The organism is Pseudomonas sp. Pmew2 (genome assembly GCF_058129885.1).
Genome location: NZ_CM176702.1, coordinates 4,234,305 through 4,251,828 on the forward strand (window position 1 = coordinate 4,234,305; position 17,524 = coordinate 4,251,828).

Here is a 17,524-nt window from a genome sequence, read left to right on the forward strand (position 1 = left end):
GGGTGTGTTCTTGCTCTACTCGGCTCGCGCCCGGACATGGATCACCGCAAAGGGCTCGTTTTGGACCAGCTCGACAAGGGATTCCTTGACCAGCTCCAGCACCGCCATAAATGTCACGACCACACCCAAACGCCCTTCTTCTGCGGTAAACAGCTCGGCGAACGGTACAAAACCGCTGCCCTTGAGACGTTCCAGCACGTCGCTCATGCGCTCACGCGTCGACAGCGCCTCGCGGCTGACCTGATGGCTTTCGAACATGTCGCCGCGGTGCAGCACTTCGGCCATCGACATCAGCACTTCTTCAAGACTGACATCCGGCAGCAACTTGCGCGCACGGGCTTCGGGGGCGTCCAGTTTCGGTACGATGACATCGCGGCCGACCCGGCTCAGGCCGTCAATACCTTCAGCAGCGGCCTTGAAGCGCTCGTATTCCTGCAGGCGGCGAATCAGCTCGGCGCGCGGGTCGCCCTCTTCCTCTTCGACTTCCGCCGAGCGCGGCAGCAGCATGCGCGACTTGATCTCAGCCAGCATGGCGGCCATGACCAGGTATTCGGCCGCCAGCTCCAGGCGCACGGTTTTCATCAACTCGACGTACCCCATGTACTGCTTGGTGATCTCGGCCACGGGAATATCGAGGATATCGATGTTCTGTTTGCGGATCAGGTACAGCAGCAGGTCGAGCGGCCCCTCGAACGCTTCAAGAAAGACCTCCAGCGCATCGGGCGGAATGTACAGGTCCAGCGGCATCTGCGTGACCGCACGCCCGTAGACCAGCGCGAACGGCAGCTCCTGCTGGGCGTCTGCCTGGCTGTCGACGGACTCGACGACGGTCATTAAGCGCGTTCACCGAACGGCGTTGGATCACCGCAGCCAACCCGAACCACTTCTGGCTCTCCGCCAGCCAGGTTGATGACTGTGGACGCCGAAATACCGCCGATCCCGCCATCAATGATCAGGTCCACCTGATGCTCGAGAATCTGGCGCATCTCGTAGGGATCGCTGAGCGGCACAGTGTCACCCGGCATGATCAGGCTGACGCTCATCAGCGGCTCGCCCAATTGCTCGAGCAAGGCCTGGGCAATGGGATGGCTCGGCACGCGCAGGCCAATAGTGCGGCGCTTGGGGTGCAGCACCAGGCGCGGCACCTCGCGGGTGGCGTTGAGAATAAAGGTGTAAGGCCCTGGGGTGTGAGCCTTGAGGGCACGGAAAGCGCCAGTGTCGACCTTGGCAAAAAGCCCCAGTTGCGACAGGTCGCAGCACATCAGGGTGAAGTTGTGCTTGTCGTCCAGCTGACGCAGGCGGCGGATACGCTCGATGGCGCTCTTGTCACCGATCTGGCAACCCAGCGCATAGGACGAATCTGTCGGGTACACCACCAGCCCGCCGGCTTTTATGATTTCCGCGGCCTGTTTGATCAGGCGCGGCTGCGGGTTTTCCGGATGGACCTGGAAAAATTGACTCACGGTAACTTCCTGTTCAGACGGCGGCAGTAGGCTGTTCATGTTTGAATCTGCACCACAAAGGCGGTAGATCTTCAGGCACGGGACGATAAGTGCCGATCTCGCCCCAGTTGCCAGGACCGTGGAAGTCGCTGCCGGCAGAAACCAGCAGACCGAACTCGCGTGCAAGGATGGCCAGGGTCCCCACCTGATCGGCAGGCTGCATGCCATTGACCACTTCTATGGCGTGCCCACCGGCCTGGACGAAATCGCCGACCAGTTTACGCCGTTTACTGCGAGTAAAGTCATAATGTGAAGGATGCGCGAGGCTGACCCATGCACCCGATGCCCGCAAGGTGGCGACGGTTTCTTCCAGCGTTGGCCAGTGCTGCTTCACATCGCCCAGTTTGCCAGCACCCAGCCATTTGCGAAACGCCTCGGCGCGGTCCTTGACGAAACCTGCGCGCACCATGAAGTCAGCAAAATGCGGGCGAGCAGGCGCATTACCGCTGTCACCCAGCTCCTGCTGGATCGCGCGAGCGCCTTCCAGCGCGCCAGGCATACCTTTGATCGCCAATTTGCGGCTGATTTCTTCAGCACGCAGCCAGCGTCCCTCATGCAAACGGCTGATAGCTTCAGTCAGCGCCGGGGCCTGGGTATCGAATCCATAGCCCAGAATATGGATGGTCGCACCGCCCCAGGTGCAGGACAGCTCCACCCCGTTGACCAGCTGCATGCCCAATGAATGCGCTGCCGCGCGGGCTTCTTCAAGCCCTTCGAGGGTGTCGTGGTCGGTCAGCGAAAGGACGCGCACGCCGTTTTCATGAGCACGGGCAACCAGTGCCGTGGGCGAGAGCGCCCCGTCGGAAGCGGTGCTGTGGCAGTGCAGGTCAACATTCATAGTGGTGCTTTCGTGTTCATTGATGTTTGTTATTATGCCGCCACATCCTGCTTCTGGCTGCCATTGTGAAACAATTCATCGACTTCATCCCGCTGCTCCTGTTTTTCATCGTTTACAAAACCGAGCCGCGTGCCGTGGATATCCTCGGCAATACCTATATGGTAGGCGGCATTTTCAGCGCAACGGCGATGCTGATCATCAGTTCGGTGGTGGTCTACGGCATTCTTTACCTCAAACAGCGCAAGCTGGAAAAAAGCCAGTGGCTCACACTGGTCGCCTGTCTGGTGTTTGGCAGTCTGACACTGGCCTTCCACAGCGAAACCTTCCTGAAATGGAAAGCCCCGGTGGTCAACTGGCTATTTGCCGTGGCTTTCGCCGGCAGTCATTTCATCGGTGACCGCCCGCTTATCCAGCGCATCATGGGCCACGCATTGACACTGCCAGCGGCGATCTGGACCCGGCTCAACATCGCCTGGATCGTATTCTTCCTGTTCTGCGGCGCGGCCAACCTGTACGTGGCCTTCACCTATCAGGAATTCTGGGTCGACTTCAAAGTATTCGGCAGCCTGGGCATGACCCTGATCTTCCTGGTCGGCCAGGGGATCTACCTGTCACGCCATCTGCACGACACCGCACCCAATACGACCAAATCCGAGGACTGACATGCTCTACGCAATCATCGCCACCGACGTCGAAAACTCGCTGGAAAAACGCCTCAGCGTGCGCCCGGCACACCTTGAGCGCCTAAACGCGCTCAAGGATGAAGGCCGTCTGGTGCTGGCCGGCCCACACCCGGCAGTCGACAGCAACGACCCGGGTGCTGCCGGTTTCAGCGGCAGCCTGATCGTGGCCGAGTTTGAATCGCAAAGCGCCGCCAAGGCGTGGGCCGAAGCCGATCCATATGTTGCGGCAGGCGTTTATGCCAATGTCGTGGTCAAGCCATTCAAGCTCGTCCTGCCCTGATCACCTCCTCGGACACCCTTAAGCGCTCTGCCTCAACCGAGGCAGAGCCGTATTGAACCCCGCCTCTTGCTCATCCTTCCTGACACCCTGCCGATACCCTGCTCAATGTGCGAATTTATACGGCTCGGTAAAAGGGAGTTCAGATGCGTTCAGGTACGTGGTGTCTGTTGGCAGTTTTGATGGCGACGGGGTTTCAGGTGAACGCCGAGACGGTCAATGAGAGCGGCGCAGTGCAGCCTTTGCACCTGCCCAGCCCCGCCAATCAGATTGCCGACCTTCAGTTGCGGCTCAAGGACAGCGAGCGTCAGCGCGACGAGCTGACACGGCAGTTGCAAAACGTCGATCCGGAACGCGACAACGCCTTGTTGACACGTTTGCGCCAGGAGAACCAAAAGCTCAAGTTGCAGCTCAAAGAAGCACTGTCCGCAGTGCCCCCGCGCCTGCTGACAGAGCAGCAACAATGGTTCATCGCAGGCGGTGGCGTTGCGATGTTCGCCCTTCTGTGCGGTATATTGGTCAGCGGTTGGCGTAGGCAACGTCGGCAGTGGCTAAATTGAGTGAGTCATGAGCGAGCTGTTACTAATTGATGATGATCAGGAGCTGTGCGAACTGCTGAGCAGTTGGCTGAGCCAGGAAGGCTTTCAGGTGCGCGCCTGTCACGACGGGGCCAGTGCGCGTCAGGCTCTGGCCGATGCAGCTCCGGCGGCCGTGGTGCTGGACGTGATGCTGCCTGATGGCAGCGGCCTGGAACTGCTCAAGCAATTGCGCAATGACCACCCGGACCTGCCGGTGGTCATGCTCTCGGCACGTGGCGAACCGCTGGACCGCATTCTGGGCCTTGAACTGGGCGCTGATGACTACCTGGCAAAACCCTGCGACCCGCGTGAGCTCACCGCCCGCCTGCGCGCCGTGCTGCGTCGCAGTCACCCGGTGGCGTCGTCTACGCAACTGGAACTGGGTGACCTGACCTTCAGCCCGATGCGCGGCGTGGTCAGTGTCGACGAAAAGGAACTGACCCTCACCGTCTCCGAAAGCCGTCTGCTTGAAGCACTGATGCGCCAGCCCGGCGAACCACTGGACAAGCAGGAGCTGGCGCAACTGGCGCTGGGCCGCAAACTGACGCTCTACGACCGCAGCCTGGACATGCACGTCAGCAACCTGCGCAAGAAAATCGGCCCTCACGCTGACGGTCGTCCACGCATCGTCGCCCTGCGCAGCCGCGGCTATTATTATGCTTTGTAAGCAACTGCCCCCTTACACAAGCTTTACCAAGCGCTGACTGCGCTTGACCTTGATCTCCCTAAACTGGGCTCATCGGCATCGAGCCGCACTAGAGACAAGGAGATACACCATGCGCAAGACCCTGATCGCTTTGATGTTCGCCACTGCCCTGCCGACCATTGCCATGGCCGCACCACCAGCGCCACCTGCCGGTGGCCCGGATGCTGACGCACCTGCCATGCACATGGATCGCGATGACCGCGGCCCTGGCCCTGGCCCACGTATGGATCGCGGCCCTGGCCCGATGGGACCGATGGCCAAGCTGGACCTGACACGTGAACAGCGTCAGCAGATCGAACGCTTGATGCGCGAGCAACGGCACGAGCGCCGCGAAATCACTCAGAGCTACCTGGAAAAAATGCCTGCTGCCGACCAGAAAGCAATGCACGACGAAATCGAAGCCAAACGCTCCAAGACCGACAGCGAAGTTCGTGCACTGCTGAGGCCTGACCAGCAGAAGCTGTTTGACGAAATCAAGAAGAAAGAAGATGAGCGTCGCGCCGAATGGGCCGAGTTCAAGGCCTGGAAAGCAGCAAAAGCGGCAAAAACGCTGTAATCATCAGGCCTCGCGGCCCGATAAGCTGAACACAACCCGGCATGCACGCGCATGCCGGGCTTTTTTACTGAGACCGAGGAAATCCTGTGCGTTCATTGTTCTGGCGAATCCTGGCCAGCTTCTGGCTGGCCATTGCTCTGGTGGGAGGCCTGTCGGTGCTCGTCGGGCACATGCTCAATCAGGACGCATGGATTCTCAATCGTCATCCGGTGCTCAACTCACTGCCGGAACAATGGACACAGCGCTTCGAGGAAAAGGGCGCGGATAACGCTCAGGATTTCCTTCAGGACATCAAACGACGCAATCGTATCGACGTTCAGGTGCTCAGCGACAGCGGCGAGCCTATGGTGCGTGGCACTTTCCCGCCGCGCGCCGCCGCGCTGGAAGCCCGACAGCAGGCCGACGAGGATCAGGGCCGCAAACTGCCATGGCGCCGCCTGGCCACTGAATACAGCAGCCCGAAAACCGGTGAAACGTACCTGTTCATCTACCGCGTTCCACACCCGGAGCTCGACGAGTGGCATCGCCAGAGCCTGATGTGGCCGCTGAGTGCGCTGGGCATTGCACTGGTGGTGCTGACCCTTTTCAGCCTGTTCGTGACACTCTCGATCACCCGACCGCTGAGCCGTCTGCGCGGCGCCGTGCATGATCTGGGGCAGACCAGCTATCAACAGCACAGCCTCGGCCAACTGGCCAATCGGCGTGACGAATTCGGCGTACTGGCCACTGACTTCAACCGTATGGGCGCACGCCTGCAAAGCCTTATCGGCAGCCAGCGGCAGCTATTGCGTGATGTGTCACATGAACTTCGTTCGCCACTGGCCCGGCTGCGTATCGCCCTGGCGCTGGCTGAACGTGCGGAGCCCGCCGAGCGGGAAAAGCTCTGGCCACGGCTGGGTCGTGAATGCGACCGGCTGGAGGCGCTGATCAGCGAGATCCTGGCCCTGGCGCGCCTCGACGCCGAGCTTCGCGGCCCTGAGCCTGTCGACCTCGAAGCGCTGCTGCAGCGCCTGAAGAACGACACCCAACTGGACGGTATCGACCAGAACATTCGCGTCGAGGTGCAGGACAACCTGCAGCTCAAAGGCTGGCCGGACATGATCGAACGTGCGCTGGACAACCTGCTGCGCAACGCGCTGCGCTTCAACTCCACCGGTCAGCGCATCGATCTGCAGGCAACTCAGGTCGGCGATTACGTCCGTCTGAGCGTCCGCGATCATGGCCCGGGGGTTGCGGACGAACATCTGGCACAACTGGGCGAGCCGTTTTACCGCGCCCCCGGCCAGACGACGCCGGGACACGGCCTGGGGCTGGCGATCGCCAAACGCGCAGCGGAACGGCATGGCGGCAGCCTGATACTGGGCAATCACCCGGACGGCGGCTTCATTGCCACGCTGGATCTGCCCAGAGAACCGCTCAGCTCATCATCTGTTTAGCCTTGCCACTCGCTGACAAACCCGCCAACGTCGACTTTCGGGGCTTCGCGCGGCGGGTTCTGCGGGGTGCCGAGGTATAGAAAGCCAATCACCTCTTCGTCGGCCTCAAGCCCGAACCCTTTGGCGACGTGTGGCGTATAGCACAGCTCACCCGTCCTCCAGACCGCGCCGACACCCAGTGCATATGCCGCCAGCAACACGCCGTGGGCGGCGCACCCGGCGGTGATCAGTTGTTCCGAACGCGGAACCTTGAAATGGTCTTGCAAGCGAGCGATCACCACCACGACCAAGGGTGCGCGCAACGGTCCCAGACGGGCCTTTTCCAGCGCCTGCGGGGTAATCTCACCGCTACTTTGCTGCAGCGCTTCCACCAGCAGCTCGCCCATGCGCTCACGGGCCGGGCCTTCGACGGTCAGGAAACGATAAGGCTTGAGCTGTCCATGATCCGGTGAGCGCAGCGCCGCACCGAACATGATTTCCCGCTGCGCAGCGTCCGGGGCCGGGTCGACCAGTCGTGGAACCGATACACGATTGAGCAAAACGTCGAGCGCCTGCATGGACTGTCTCCTTGAAAAGTGATCGAGCATTCTAGAGCCTGTTTACCGTCAATAACGAGCGCGACGGACAATTCCTTACCCACTCTGTCGAACCCTGCCCCTGGCTGCACTGGTTTACATGCCTTCAAGCGCGGGTAGAATGGCGCCTTCCCTCACACCCGCCCGAGCCATTCATGTCGTTGCCGACCTTTCGCATCATCGGTTTCATTATCGGCATCTTCCTGATCACCCTGGCTGTCGCCATGATCGTGCCTATGGCTACGCTGGTCATCTACGACCGTTTCGAGGACCTGCGCGAGTTTCTGTGGGCCAGCGCCATCAACTTTATCGCCGGCCTGGCGCTGGTGGTGCCCGGACGCCCCGACAACGTCCAGTTGCGCCCGCGGGACATGTACATGCTGACCGTCTCCAGCTGGATCGTGGTGTGCATCTTCGCCGCCCTGCCCTTTCTGCTGACCCAGCACATCAGTTACACCGATTCGTTCTTTGAAAGCATGTCAGGCATCACCGCCACCGGTTCCACCGTGCTCAGCCATCTGGACAGCATGTCACCGGGCATTCTGATCTGGCGTTCGATGCTGCACTGGCTTGGCGGTATCGGCTTCATCGGTATGGCCGTGGCGATTCTGCCGTTGCTGCGCATTGGTGGCATGCGCCTGTTCCAGACCGAATCGTCGGACCGCTCGGAAAAGGTCATGCCCCGCTCGCACATGGTGGCCAAGTTCATTGTGCTGGCCTATGTCGGCTTTACCGCGCTGGGCAGCCTGGCCTTCTGGGCGGCGGGCATGAGCCTGTTCGATGCGATCAACCATGCGATGTCGGCCATTTCCACGGGCGGGTTCTCTACCTCCGACCTGTCGCTGGCCAAGTGGCCGCAGCCTGCGGTGCATTGGGTCGCGATTGTGGTGATGATCCTCGGCAGCCTGCCCTTTACCCTGTATGTCGCGACCCTGCGCGGTAATCGCAAGGCGTTGATCAAGGATGAGCAGGTGCAGGGGCTGATCGGGCTGCTGTTGGTCACCTGGCTGGTAATGACCGTCTGGTACGCCAACACCACCGACCTGCCGTGGACCGAGGCGCTGCGTCACGTGGCCCTGAACGTGACGTCGGTGGTGACGACTACCGGTTTTGCACTCGGTGACTACAGCCTGTGGGGCAACTTCTCGCTGATGCTGTTCTTCTATCTGGGTTTCATCGGCGGCTGTTCGGGCTCGACGGCGGGCGGGGTGAAGATCTTCCGCTTTCAGGTCGCCTATATCCTGCTCAAGACCAACCTTAATCAACTGATTCACCCACGCGCGGTGATGAAGCAGAAATACAACGGCCATAGACTGGACGACGAAATCGTTCGCTCGATTCTGACCTTTTCGTTTTTCTTCACCATCACCATCTGCCTGATCGCATTGATGTTGTCGCTGCTCGGGCTGGACTGGATGACCGCACTGACCGGGGCTGCCAGCACTGTGTCCGGCGTAGGGCCGGGGCTGGGCGAGGTGATTGGGCCTGCGGGCAACTTCTCTACCCTACCCGATGCTGCCAAATGGATTCTGTCCGGCGGCATGCTGCTCGGCCGCCTGGAGATCATTACCGTGCTGGTGCTGTGTGTGCCGGCGTTCTGGCGGCATTGAGGTCTGGCTGGGCGCGGGAGCAGACCGGGCGACGCTTCGCTTATTCGCGAAGACGGCATTTGATTTATCGTTCCCAAGCTCCGGGTGGTAATGCAGTCGCACTCTGCGTCGTCAGTGCCATCGCGGTTTAAAAGCGCCCTGGGGCGGTTTGGCCAAGGCTCGGTTCAGCCAGGCGCATAGCAACTAGTGCCCGCCACCCGCCGCTGGCCCCGCCTTGGCGCCAAACGGCGGTTTGGCCAGCCAGACCAGCAGTATCAGCCCCGCGAATACCCAGCCCAGCAGGTAGAAATAATCCACCGTGGACATCATGTAGGCCTGCGCGTTGAGGGTGCGTTCCAGCTGTGCGTAGGCCTGCGGGCTCGCGCCGCCCAGGCTGTCGAGGGCATGCCGGGTTGTCGGGTCGAAAGTGCTGATGTTTTCACTCAGATAGGCATGATGCTGGTTGGCGCGACGGATCCAGATCCAGGTGGTCAGCGACGCCGCAAAGCTGCCGCCCAGGGTGCGCAGGAAGGTCGCCAGCCCCGAGCCGTCGGCGATCTGATTGGGTGGCAGGTCGGACAACAGAATGCTCAGGGTCGGCATAAAGAACAGCGCCACACCGATGCCCATGAACAACTGCACCAGCGCCACGTGCTCGAAATCCACGTCAGTATTGAAGCCGGCACGCATGAAACAGCTCAGCCCCATCGCCAGAAACGCCAGCCCTGCCAGCAGACGCAAGTCGAACTTGTGCGCGTACTTGCCGACAAAGGGCGACATCAGCACCGGCAGGATGCCAATCGGCGCGACGGCCAGCCCCGCCCAGGTCGCGGTGTAGCCCATCTGGGTCTGCAACCACTGCGGCAGAATCAGGTTGATACCGAAGAAGCCTGAATAGCCGCCGATCATGACCAGCGTACCGATACGGAAATTGCGGTAGGCAAACAGCCGCAGGTTAACGATCGGGTGCTTGTCGGTCATTTCCCAGATCACGAAGACGACCAGCGCAACCAGCGAAATCAGCGAACCGAAGATGATGAAGTTCGACTCGAACCAGTCCAGATCATTGCCCTTGTCGAGCACTATCTGCAGCGCGCCGACACCGACAATCAAGGCCAGCAAGCCGATGTAATCCAGCGGTTGATGAGCAGTGCTGACCGGCCTTTTAGCCATCTGCGAACGCACCACCAGTACCGCAAACAGGCCGATGGGGATGTTGATAAAGAAAATCCACGGCCAACTGTAACTGTCAGTGATCCAGCCACCGAGGATCGGCCCGGCGATAGGCGCAACCACCGTCACCATCGCCAGCAATGCCAGCGCCATGCCCCTTTTCGCCGGAGGATAAACCGCGATCAGCAATGTCTGGCTCATCGGATACAGAGGACCGGCCACCATGCCCTGCAACGCCCGGAACCCCACCAGTTCCGGCATGGACTGGGAAATGCCACACAAAAACGACGCCATCACGAACAGAATGGTTGCCCACAGAAACAGCTTCACCTCACCAAAGCGGCGACTGAGCCAGCCGGTCAGCGGCAAGGCAATCGCGTTGCTGACTGCGAACGAGGTAATCACCCAGGTGCTCTGCTCGGAGCTGACCCCCAGGTTGCCGGCGATGGTCGGCAACGCCACGTTGGCAATCGTGGTATCGAGCACCTGCATGAAGGTCGCCAGCGACAGACCGATGGTGCACAGCAACAGGCTTGGCGGGGTAAAAGAAGCGGGGGCGTTGTTGCTCATCGCAAATCCCTGAAGACGAGTGCGACACCCCGGCCAAGTGGTCGGGGTTCACGGATTGGCGGTTCAGCGCTGAACGGCAGTCTTGCCACTGGAAGCACTGTTCTCGTGAATCAGACGGGCGATCAACGCATCAGCGTCGGCAAGCTGCGTGGCGTAAACCTGAGTGCTGAAAGCGGCCTGCTTGCGCGGCTGTTGCGCCAGCACCGGACCGCTCTGGTCATGCAGATTGACCTCGACGGTGGTCGACAGACCGATGCGCAACGGATGCTTCGCCAGCTCTTCAGGGTTGATATGTACACGGACCGGCACACGCTGGACGATCTTGATCCAGTTACCCGTCGCGTTCTGTGCCGGCAACAGCGCAAAGGCACTGCCGGTGCCTGCGCCCAGGCTGTCGATGGTGCCGCTGTACTTCACATCGCTGCCATACAGGTCGGAGCTGATCTCCACCGGTTGACCGATGCGCATCTTGCCCAGTTGGGTTTCCTTGAAGTTGGCATCGATCCACAACTGATCCAGCGGGATCACAGCCATGGTCGCGGTGCCCGGCTGGATGCGCTGGCCCAGTTGCACGCTGCGCTTGGCCACATAACCGGTGACCGGCGCTACCAGCGTACTGCGTGCATTGGCCAGAAAGGCCTGACGCAACTGGGAGGCAGCAGCCTTGACGTCGGGATGTGAAGAAACAACCGTGTCATCGACCAGCGCCACGCTGGTGCTCAACTGCTGCTGAATGTTGTTCAACTCACTTTGCGCGCTGGTCAGGCTGTCTCTGGAATGCGACAGCTCTTCCTGGGAAATCGCCCCGCCCGCAGCCAGACTGCGCCGACGGTTGTAGTTCTCCTGAGCGGTCTGCACGGCGGTGCGCTGCGCAGCCAGTTGTGCCTTCATGCCATCGACATTGCTGTACAAACCACGCACCTGACGCACAACCTTACCCAGATTGGCCTCGGCGCTTTGCAGCGAAACTTCGGCATCGCTCGGGTCGAATTTGAGCAGCACCTGCCCTTCGTGCACCAGATCCCCGTCGTCGGCACCAATGCTGATAACGGTTCCGGTAACCAACGGGGTGATTTCGACGACATTGCCATTCACGTAGGCGTCGTCGGTCTCTTCGCTCCATTGGCCGTAAAACTCGTACCAGGCCCAGATGGCCAAACCAAGAATCACGACGATGACGGCGAGCCCGATCAGCAGGAACTTGCGCTTGCCGGGCTTCGGCGTTTGCTGTGAGGACGGGGCAGATGTGTTTTCAGTGGCGGCAGTGGCCATGGCAGTTACCTTTTTATCAGCGAAGCGGCGAGACAGGAACGAGCGGCAGGCGCACGCCTGCCGACAGGTCTGCCGCTCAGCTTTTAGCTTTGGGGTTGAAGCTCAGACGAGTCAGGGTGATGTGGTCATCGGCGGCCACCAGTACCTTGGTGAGAATCCTTGTCAGGGTCTCGACCTCACCACTGTCGAGCGCGGCAAAGGTGTCATTCATGGCGTCCGCACCAATCTGCGGCAGCAGGTCCGAGAGCGCCTGCCCCTGCTCCGTCAGCGCCAGGCGCACCTGGCGACGATCAGTCGCTGACCGCTGGCGCACAACCAGCCCTTTCTGCTCCAGACGATCGAGCATGCGGGTCATCGAACCGCTGTCCAGCGACAGGTGACGACACAATTCCACAGGGGTGTCAGTCGAGAACTGGGCAATGATGATCAGCACCTTGAACTGCGCGAACGTCACGTCATAAGGCAGCAGGTACTTGTCGAGCATGCGGTCTTTGAGCGCATTGGTACGACCGACCAGCAGCCCGATCAGGCTGGAATCGAAATTGTCGGGGCTGAAATGTTTCAAAAAATCATCCAGATAGCTGCCTAGGCAGTGATTGCAAAATATTACTGCCTAGGCAGCCGTTGTCAAAGCATTTATTAGCTTGCTTACTAAATACCCATAAAAAAACGACCGCTGGCAAGGCGGTCGTTTTTGAAGGTGCGCGCGGGGAATCAGGCGGCGAAGGGCACACCACTGTGAAAGCGAAACTCTTCGTCAGGGCTTTCGATCAGCTCACGCTCGGCCAGACGGATTTCCTCGATCTTGGCATCGACATCAGCCTTGTCGCCGTAGCTGTAAGCCAGCTTGAGATAATCCTGAAAATGCCGCGCTTCGGATTTCAGCAGGCCGCCGTAGAATTTGGCCAGCTCTTCGTCCAGGTGAGGCACCAGCGCAGCGAAGCGCTCACAGGAACGGGCCTCGACAATGGCACCGACGATCAGCGCGTCGGTCAGTCGGTAAGGATTGTGATTGCGCACAAGTTTGCGCAGCGCTCCGGCATAACGCGCCGAGCTGATGTTGGCCATAGGGATCTGGCGCTTTCTGATGATGCTGATCACTTGCTCGAAATGGCGCAGCTCTTCCCGAGCCAGACGCGACATCTTGCTCAACAGGTCGAACTTGTCGTTGTACTGAAACATGAACTGAAACGCAGCCCCGGCCGCCTTCTTCTCATTGTTCGCATGGTCGATCAGCAAGATATCCAGGTTGCGCAACGCGGCCTGAACCCAGCTGTCGGGGGTGCGGCAAAGCAGGAAGGCTTCGATTTCGGGGATCGGGTACATAAGCTCACAGAATGACAGAGAGACAAAGCCCGGCATTATACGAGGAGCGACGATGCCTCGCGATACAAATGCATGCAATGAAGGACGGCTGCCTGATCAGGCCCCGAACGCATCGCGCAGAAAGCCCGGTGCGATGTAACGCTGATAATGCGCCTCGGACAGCAGGAAAAACTCGCGATCGATCGCATCGCGCAATTCCGGCAGCGTCCAGTCACGAAACTCCGGCAGCAGCACAAAGCCGTAGGCCTCAACCTGACTAATGACCCGTGCGCCGCGCGCGATCAACTGGTAGGCCCAGCAATACTCGGACTGATGCGGCACGAAACGGATCTTGCGCTGGGTGAGCTGCGCGCGCAGCTTGTCGGCATCGAAGACTTCAAGCTTGGCAGTCATCACCTGGACCAGCAATTGTTCCAGACGCAGCCATACCGCTCTTTTTTCATCCTCGTTATAGCCGTTCCAGTGGATGACCTCGTGGTGGAACCGCTTGCAGCCACGGCACACCAGGTCCCCATAAACAGTGGAGCAAAGGCCGACGCAGGGGGTTTTGATAATGTAATCGGGCATGTCAGGCAGGACTGGGGAAGGCGAAACAGGGGCTAATGTTAGCCCTTTGTCTAAGCAAGTTCACCCCCGAAGATGTAGGGGCTAACTTACCTTTAGCGAAGTTTTGGCGTAGAATCAGCGAGCCTTTTAAGGCGCCAATGTCCGTTGGAAGCTGTTTTCAAAGCGTCACGAGCACAGTCAGGTTAACCCCGCATTGCGGCGTCGACAGGCCATTCCCTCATCAAGAATGGCCGTGTCGACCGTCACTCCCCCCGTTCTGCAGGCGTAAAACTTTGAAAACAGCTTCTGTTAGGAATCGCCGACACCCTGCCAACAAGGCTCAATAAGCCTTGCGTGGGTACGGACGATTTCTGGATGAGCGTCCCGGACACCCATTTGGGACCACTGATGAGGGTTAATACTGTGCTTGAAGCCTACCGTAAACACATCGAAGAGCGTGCCGCCCAGGGCATCGTGCCCCAGCCGCTTAACGCCGAACAAACTGCAGGCCTGGTCGAGCTGCTGAAGAATCCCCCGGCTGGCGAAGAAGCTTTCCTTGTCGATCTGATCACCAACCGCGTTCCGCCAGGCGTTGACGAAGCCGCTTACGTAAAGGCCGGTTTCCTGTCTGCCCTGGCCAAGGGCGAAGCCACTTCTCCCCTGATCGACAAAAAACGTGCAACCGAACTGTTGGGCACCATGCAGGGCGGCTACAACATCGTCACCCTGGTTGAACTGCTCGACGACGCCACCCTCGCGCCGGTCGCCGCCGAACAGCTCAAGCACACCCTGCTGATGTTCGATGCCTTCCACGACGTGGCCGAAAAAGCCAAAAACGGCAACGCTCACGCCAAGGCTGTCCTGCAGTCCTGGGCTGACGGCGAGTGGTTCAAGAAGCGTCCGACGCTGGCCGACAAGATCAGCCTGCGCGTCTTCAAGGTCACCGGCGAAACCAACACCGATGACCTGTCCCCGGCACCTGATGCCTGGTCCCGTCCGGATATCCCGCTGCACGCCCTTGCCATGCTGAAAATGGCCCGTGACGGCATCGTTCCAGACGTTCAGGGCTCTATCGGCCCGATGAAACAGATCGAAGAAATGCGCGGTCAGGGTTTCCCTATTGCCTACGTCGGCGACGTGGTCGGTACCGGTTCCTCGCGTAAATCGGCAACCAACTCGGTACTGTGGTTCTTCGGCGACGACGTTCCTTACGTGCCGAACAAGCGTGCCGGTGGTTTCTGCTTCGGCAGCAAGATTGCCCCGATCTTCTACAACACCATGGAAGATGCTGGCGCCCTGCCGATCGAATTCGATGTCTCGAACATCAACATGGGTGACGTGATCGACGTCTACCCGTACGCCGGCAAGGTGTGCAAGCACGACAGCGACGAAGTCATCACCACCTTCGAAATGAAGACCCCGGTGCTGCTCGACGAAGTTCGCGCAGGCGGTCGTATTCCGCTGATCATCGGTCGCGGCCTGACCAGCAAGGCGCGCGCCGAACTGGGCCTGCCTGAGTTCGACCTGTTCAAGACCCCTGACCAGCCAGCCGAAAGCACCAAGGGTTACACCCTGGCGCAGAAGATGGTCGGCAAGGCGTGCGGCGTTGCAGGCGTTCGTCCTGGCACCTACTGCGAGCCGAAGATGACCACCGTCGGTTCCCAGGACACCACTGGCCCGATGACCCGCGACGAGTTGAAAGACCTGGCATGCCTGGGCTTCTCGACCGACCTGGTCATGCAGTCGTTCTGCCACACTGCAGCCTATCCAAAGCCTATCGACGTCAAGACGCACCACACGCTGCCTGACTTCATCATGACCCGCGGCGGCGTTTCCCTGCGTCCAGGCGACGGCATCATCCACAGCTGGCTGAACCGCATGCTGCTGCCGGACACCGTCGGCACCGGTGGCGACTCGCACACCCGCTTCCCGATCGGTATCTCCTTCCCGGCCGGTTCCGGTCTGGTGGCGTTTGCCGCTGCTACCGGCGTCATGCCGCTGGACATGCCTGAGTCGATCCTGGTTCGCTTCAAGGGCAAGATGCAACCCGGCATCACCCTGCGCGACCTGGTTCACGCCATTCCTTACTACGCCATTCAGGCTAGCCTGCTGACCGTAGAGAAGAAAGGCAAGAAGAACGCATTCTCCGGCCGCATCCTGGAAATCGAAGGCCTCGACAACCTGAGCATCGAGCAGGCTTTCGAGCTGTCTGACGCCTCTGCCGAGCGTTCGGCTGCCGGTTGCACCATCAAGCTGGCCAAAGAGCCGATCATTGAATACCTGAATTCGAACATCACCCTGCTGCGCTGGATGATCGAACAGGGTTACGGTGATCCGCGCACCCTGGAGCGTCGTGCTCAGGCGATGGAAGCCTGGGTTGCCAACCCGGAGCTGCTGGAAGCCGACAAGGACGCCGAGTACGCCGAAATCATCGAAATCGATCTGGCCGACGTCAAAGAGCCTGTGCTCTGCGCGCCGAACGACCCGGACGATGCCCGCCTGCTGTCTTCGGTACAGGGCGAGAAGATCGACGAAGTGTTCATCGGCTCCTGCATGACCAACATCGGCCACTTCCGCGCTGCGGGCAAGTTGCTGGATCAGGTCAAGGGCCAGCTGCCGACGCGTCTGTGGCTGTCGCCGCCGACCAAGATGGACGCTCACCAACTGACCGAAGAAGGCTACTACGGCATCTACGGTAAGGCTGGCGCGCGTATGGAAATGCCGGGCTGCTCGCTGTGCATGGGTAACCAGGCACGCGTGGAACCGAACTCGACCGTAGTGTCGACGTCGACCCGTAACTTCCCGAACCGTCTGGGTGACGGCGCGAACGTCTACCTGGCCTCCGCCGAGCTGGCGTCCGTTGCTTCGATTCTGGGTCGCCTGCCGACCGTCGAAGAGTACATGGGCTACGCCAACCAGATCGACACCATGGCAGCGGACGTGTACCGCTACCTGAGCTTCGATCAGATCGCCGAGTTCCGTGAAGCCGCTGCGAACGCCAACATCCCGGCCGTTCAAGTGTAAGCACGAAAGCAGGCGTTAAAAGAACCCCATCCTCGTGATGGGGTTTTTTTTGTTTGAATCACCCTCGTACATATATTTTTCACATTCGGATGGCTATAGTAGCGACCCTTGTTGGGGAGTAGCCTGCTCTTGACTCCGGTCACTGAGCGTTCGCATCAACATTCTCGGCTGCATGCCGTGGTGCGGACACCTTCTGGTTGGCGAGACCAACGATGCATCCATGCCTAAAGTCGGGCGTGTGGTTGCGTCGTTGACTCATAGCCCGACTGGATATAACCGTGAACCCGATTTCCCTCCTCTTTCTCGCGCTTGCCATGTCCACGGACGCCTTTGCTGCGGCCCTTGGTAAAGGAGCAAGCCTGCATAAACCGCGCTTTATCGAAGCGTTGCGTACCGGTTTGATATTCGGCGCTATCGAGACCATCACCCCGGTGATCGGTTGGGGCATCGGTCAGGTCGCCGCCCGCTTCGCTGAAAGCTGGGACCACTGGATTGCCTTCACCTTGTTGCTGGTACTGGGCCTGCACATGATCTACAACGGCATCAAACACGATGACGATGAAGAACAGGAAAAACCCGGCCAGCACTCGTTCTGGATTCTCGCCGTCACCGCATTCGCCACCAGCATCGATGCACTGGCGGTCGGCGTAGGTCTGACATTTGTCGACGTCAATATCGTGATTGCCGCCCTGGCGATTGGCTTGGCAACCACGGTAATGGTCACCATCGGGGTGATGTTGGGCCGAGTGCTCGGCACCATGGTCGGCAAGCGCGCTGAAATCGTCGGCGGCATCGTATTGATCATCGTCGGCGCGACGATTCTGTACGAGCACCTGTCAGCGGCTTGATCGACAGCCTGAAGCCTGTAACCAC

The 17,524-nt window shown here is 59.9% G+C and carries 18 protein-coding genes; 9 read left to right on the forward strand and 9 right to left on the reverse strand.

Going from position 1 to position 17,524, the window contains the following annotated elements; translation table 11 throughout:
- Positions 1–15: 15 nt before the first annotated feature.
- The 3 genes from AC4ANK_RS19420 to AC4ANK_RS19430 are packed head-to-tail and all read right to left on the reverse strand — an operon-like array spanning position 16 to position 2,340.
- The gene (locus AC4ANK_RS19420) at positions 16–834 is read right to left on the reverse strand and encodes a segregation and condensation protein A (RefSeq protein ID WP_002554455.1); all 819 of its coding nucleotides are present in this window, start codon (positions 832–834) and stop codon (positions 16–18) included.
- Complete coding sequence (locus AC4ANK_RS19425; protein ID WP_002554456.1) at positions 834–1,463, reverse strand: L-threonylcarbamoyladenylate synthase; 630 nt, start codon at positions 1,461–1,463, stop codon at positions 834–836. Before AC4ANK_RS19425 ends, AC4ANK_RS19420 begins: the two co-directional genes overlap by 1 nt.
- Positions 1,464–1,476: 13 nt before the next feature.
- Positions 1,477–2,340, reverse strand: a complete 864-nt coding sequence (locus AC4ANK_RS19430; protein WP_002554457.1) for a PHP domain-containing protein — start codon at positions 2,338–2,340, stop codon at positions 1,477–1,479.
- A 65-nt stretch (positions 2,341–2,405) separates the two neighbouring features.
- On the opposite strand from AC4ANK_RS19430, the gene AC4ANK_RS19435 reads away from it, so the two are divergent.
- The 6 genes from AC4ANK_RS19435 to AC4ANK_RS19460 all read left to right on the forward strand — a co-directional run bounded on the left by AC4ANK_RS19435 (position 2,406) and on the right by AC4ANK_RS19460 (position 6,576).
- Positions 2,406–3,002: a septation protein A gene (locus AC4ANK_RS19435; RefSeq protein ID WP_002554458.1), complete on the forward strand. Its 597-nt coding sequence runs from the start codon at positions 2,406–2,408 to the stop codon at positions 3,000–3,002.
- Position 3,003: 1 nt separating this feature from the next.
- The gene (locus AC4ANK_RS19440; RefSeq protein ID WP_002554459.1) at positions 3,004–3,303 is read left to right on the forward strand and encodes a YciI family protein; all 300 of its coding nucleotides are present in this window, start codon (positions 3,004–3,006) and stop codon (positions 3,301–3,303) included.
- Positions 3,304–3,446: 143 nt separating this feature from the next.
- On the forward strand, positions 3,447–3,860 hold the full coding sequence (locus AC4ANK_RS19445; RefSeq protein ID WP_002554460.1) for an SH3 domain-containing protein: 414 nt from the start codon (positions 3,447–3,449) through the stop codon (positions 3,858–3,860).
- A gap of 7 nt (positions 3,861–3,867) precedes the next feature.
- Positions 3,868–4,545 carry a response regulator transcription factor gene (locus AC4ANK_RS19450; protein ID WP_002554461.1) on the forward strand — a complete coding sequence of 226 codons (678 nt, stop codon included), beginning with the start codon at positions 3,868–3,870 and terminating at the stop codon, positions 4,543–4,545.
- A 109-nt stretch (positions 4,546–4,654) separates the two neighbouring features.
- Positions 4,655–5,140: a Spy/CpxP family protein refolding chaperone gene (locus AC4ANK_RS19455; RefSeq protein WP_002554462.1), complete on the forward strand. Its 486-nt coding sequence runs from the start codon at positions 4,655–4,657 to the stop codon at positions 5,138–5,140.
- 86 nt (positions 5,141–5,226) lie between these two features.
- Positions 5,227–6,576 carry a sensor histidine kinase gene (locus tag AC4ANK_RS19460; RefSeq protein WP_031595702.1) on the forward strand — a complete coding sequence of 450 codons (1,350 nt, stop codon included), beginning with the start codon at positions 5,227–5,229 and terminating at the stop codon, positions 6,574–6,576.
- Here the strand turns inward: AC4ANK_RS19460 and AC4ANK_RS19465 are convergent.
- The gene (locus tag AC4ANK_RS19465) at positions 6,573–7,133 is read right to left on the reverse strand and encodes a nitroreductase family protein (RefSeq protein WP_002554464.1); all 561 of its coding nucleotides are present in this window, start codon (positions 7,131–7,133) and stop codon (positions 6,573–6,575) included. The two genes, AC4ANK_RS19460 and AC4ANK_RS19465, sit on opposite strands and share 4 nt — an antisense overlap.
- 173 nt (positions 7,134–7,306) lie before the next feature.
- Between AC4ANK_RS19465 and AC4ANK_RS19470 the strand changes: the two genes are divergently transcribed.
- Positions 7,307–8,761, forward strand: a complete 1,455-nt coding sequence (locus AC4ANK_RS19470; protein WP_002554465.1) for a TrkH family potassium uptake protein — start codon at positions 7,307–7,309, stop codon at positions 8,759–8,761.
- A gap of 183 nt (positions 8,762–8,944) precedes the next feature.
- Here the strand turns inward: AC4ANK_RS19470 and AC4ANK_RS19475 are convergent, their stop codons facing one another.
- The 5 genes from AC4ANK_RS19475 to AC4ANK_RS19495 all read right to left on the reverse strand — a co-directional run bounded on the left by AC4ANK_RS19475 (position 8,945) and on the right by AC4ANK_RS19495 (position 13,648).
- Positions 8,945–10,483, reverse strand: coding sequence for a DHA2 family efflux MFS transporter permease subunit (locus AC4ANK_RS19475; protein WP_002554466.1), 1,539 nt, complete (start codon positions 10,481–10,483; stop codon positions 8,945–8,947).
- Between the two features lie 63 nt (positions 10,484–10,546).
- Positions 10,547–11,755, reverse strand: a complete 1,209-nt coding sequence (locus tag AC4ANK_RS19480) for an HlyD/EmrA/EmrK family protein (RefSeq protein WP_002554467.1) — start codon at positions 11,753–11,755, stop codon at positions 10,547–10,549.
- Positions 11,756–11,831: 76 nt separating this feature from the next.
- A complete protein-coding gene (locus tag AC4ANK_RS19485) occupies positions 11,832–12,320 on the reverse strand; it encodes a MarR family winged helix-turn-helix transcriptional regulator (RefSeq protein WP_002554468.1) in 489 nt (162 codons plus the stop codon).
- A 149-nt stretch (positions 12,321–12,469) separates the two neighbouring features.
- Positions 12,470–13,081 (reverse strand): MiaE family protein, encoded by a 612-nt coding sequence (locus AC4ANK_RS19490; protein WP_002554469.1) that lies wholly within the window; start codon positions 13,079–13,081, stop codon positions 12,470–12,472.
- Between the two features lie 96 nt (positions 13,082–13,177).
- The gene (locus AC4ANK_RS19495; RefSeq protein WP_002554470.1) at positions 13,178–13,648 is read right to left on the reverse strand and encodes a DUF1289 domain-containing protein; all 471 of its coding nucleotides are present in this window, start codon (positions 13,646–13,648) and stop codon (positions 13,178–13,180) included.
- Between the two features lie 402 nt (positions 13,649–14,050).
- On the opposite strand from AC4ANK_RS19495, the gene acnB reads away from it, so the two are divergent.
- Both acnB and mntP read left to right on the forward strand, forming a co-directional pair.
- Positions 14,051–16,651, forward strand: a complete 2,601-nt coding sequence (gene acnB / locus AC4ANK_RS19500) for a bifunctional aconitate hydratase 2/2-methylisocitrate dehydratase (RefSeq protein WP_002554471.1) — start codon at positions 14,051–14,053, stop codon at positions 16,649–16,651.
- A 278-nt stretch (positions 16,652–16,929) separates the two neighbouring features.
- Positions 16,930–17,499, forward strand: coding sequence for a manganese efflux pump MntP (gene mntP, locus AC4ANK_RS19505; protein WP_460384741.1), 570 nt, complete (start codon positions 16,930–16,932; stop codon positions 17,497–17,499).
- The last annotated feature ends 25 nt before the right edge of the window (positions 17,500–17,524 follow it).

What these genes read in the sequence shown, in the direction of transcription:
- AC4ANK_RS19440 (WP_002554459.1), top strand. Translation starts at nt 3,004, where the DNA reads ATGCTCTACGCAATCATCGCCACCGACGTCGAAAACTCGCTGGAAAAA.
- AC4ANK_RS19470 (WP_002554465.1), top strand. Translation starts at nt 7,307, where the DNA reads ATGTCGTTGCCGACCTTTCGCATCATCGGTTTCATTATCGGCATCTTC.
- AC4ANK_RS19450 (WP_002554461.1), top strand. Translation starts at nt 3,868, where the DNA reads ATGAGCGAGCTGTTACTAATTGATGATGATCAGGAGCTGTGCGAACTG.
- AC4ANK_RS19420 (WP_002554455.1), bottom strand. Translation starts at nt 834, where the DNA reads ATGACCGTCGTCGAGTCCGTCGACAGCCAGGCAGACGCCCAGCAGGAG.
- AC4ANK_RS19495 (WP_002554470.1), bottom strand. Translation starts at nt 13,648, where the DNA reads ATGCCCGATTACATTATCAAAACCCCCTGCGTCGGCCTTTGCTCCACT.
- AC4ANK_RS19475 (WP_002554466.1), bottom strand. Translation starts at nt 10,483, where the DNA reads ATGAGCAACAACGCCCCCGCTTCTTTTACCCCGCCAAGCCTGTTGCTG.
- AC4ANK_RS19430 (WP_002554457.1), bottom strand. Translation starts at nt 2,340, where the DNA reads ATGAATGTTGACCTGCACTGCCACAGCACCGCTTCCGACGGGGCGCTC.
- AC4ANK_RS19445 (WP_002554460.1), top strand. Translation starts at nt 3,447, where the DNA reads ATGCGTTCAGGTACGTGGTGTCTGTTGGCAGTTTTGATGGCGACGGGG.
- AC4ANK_RS19480 (WP_002554467.1), bottom strand. Translation starts at nt 11,755, where the DNA reads ATGGCCACTGCCGCCACTGAAAACACATCTGCCCCGTCCTCACAGCAA.
- AC4ANK_RS19455 (WP_002554462.1), top strand. Translation starts at nt 4,655, where the DNA reads ATGCGCAAGACCCTGATCGCTTTGATGTTCGCCACTGCCCTGCCGACC.
- AC4ANK_RS19465 (WP_002554464.1), bottom strand. Translation starts at nt 7,133, where the DNA reads ATGCAGGCGCTCGACGTTTTGCTCAATCGTGTATCGGTTCCACGACTG.
- AC4ANK_RS19490 (WP_002554469.1), bottom strand. Translation starts at nt 13,081, where the DNA reads ATGTACCCGATCCCCGAAATCGAAGCCTTCCTGCTTTGCCGCACCCCC.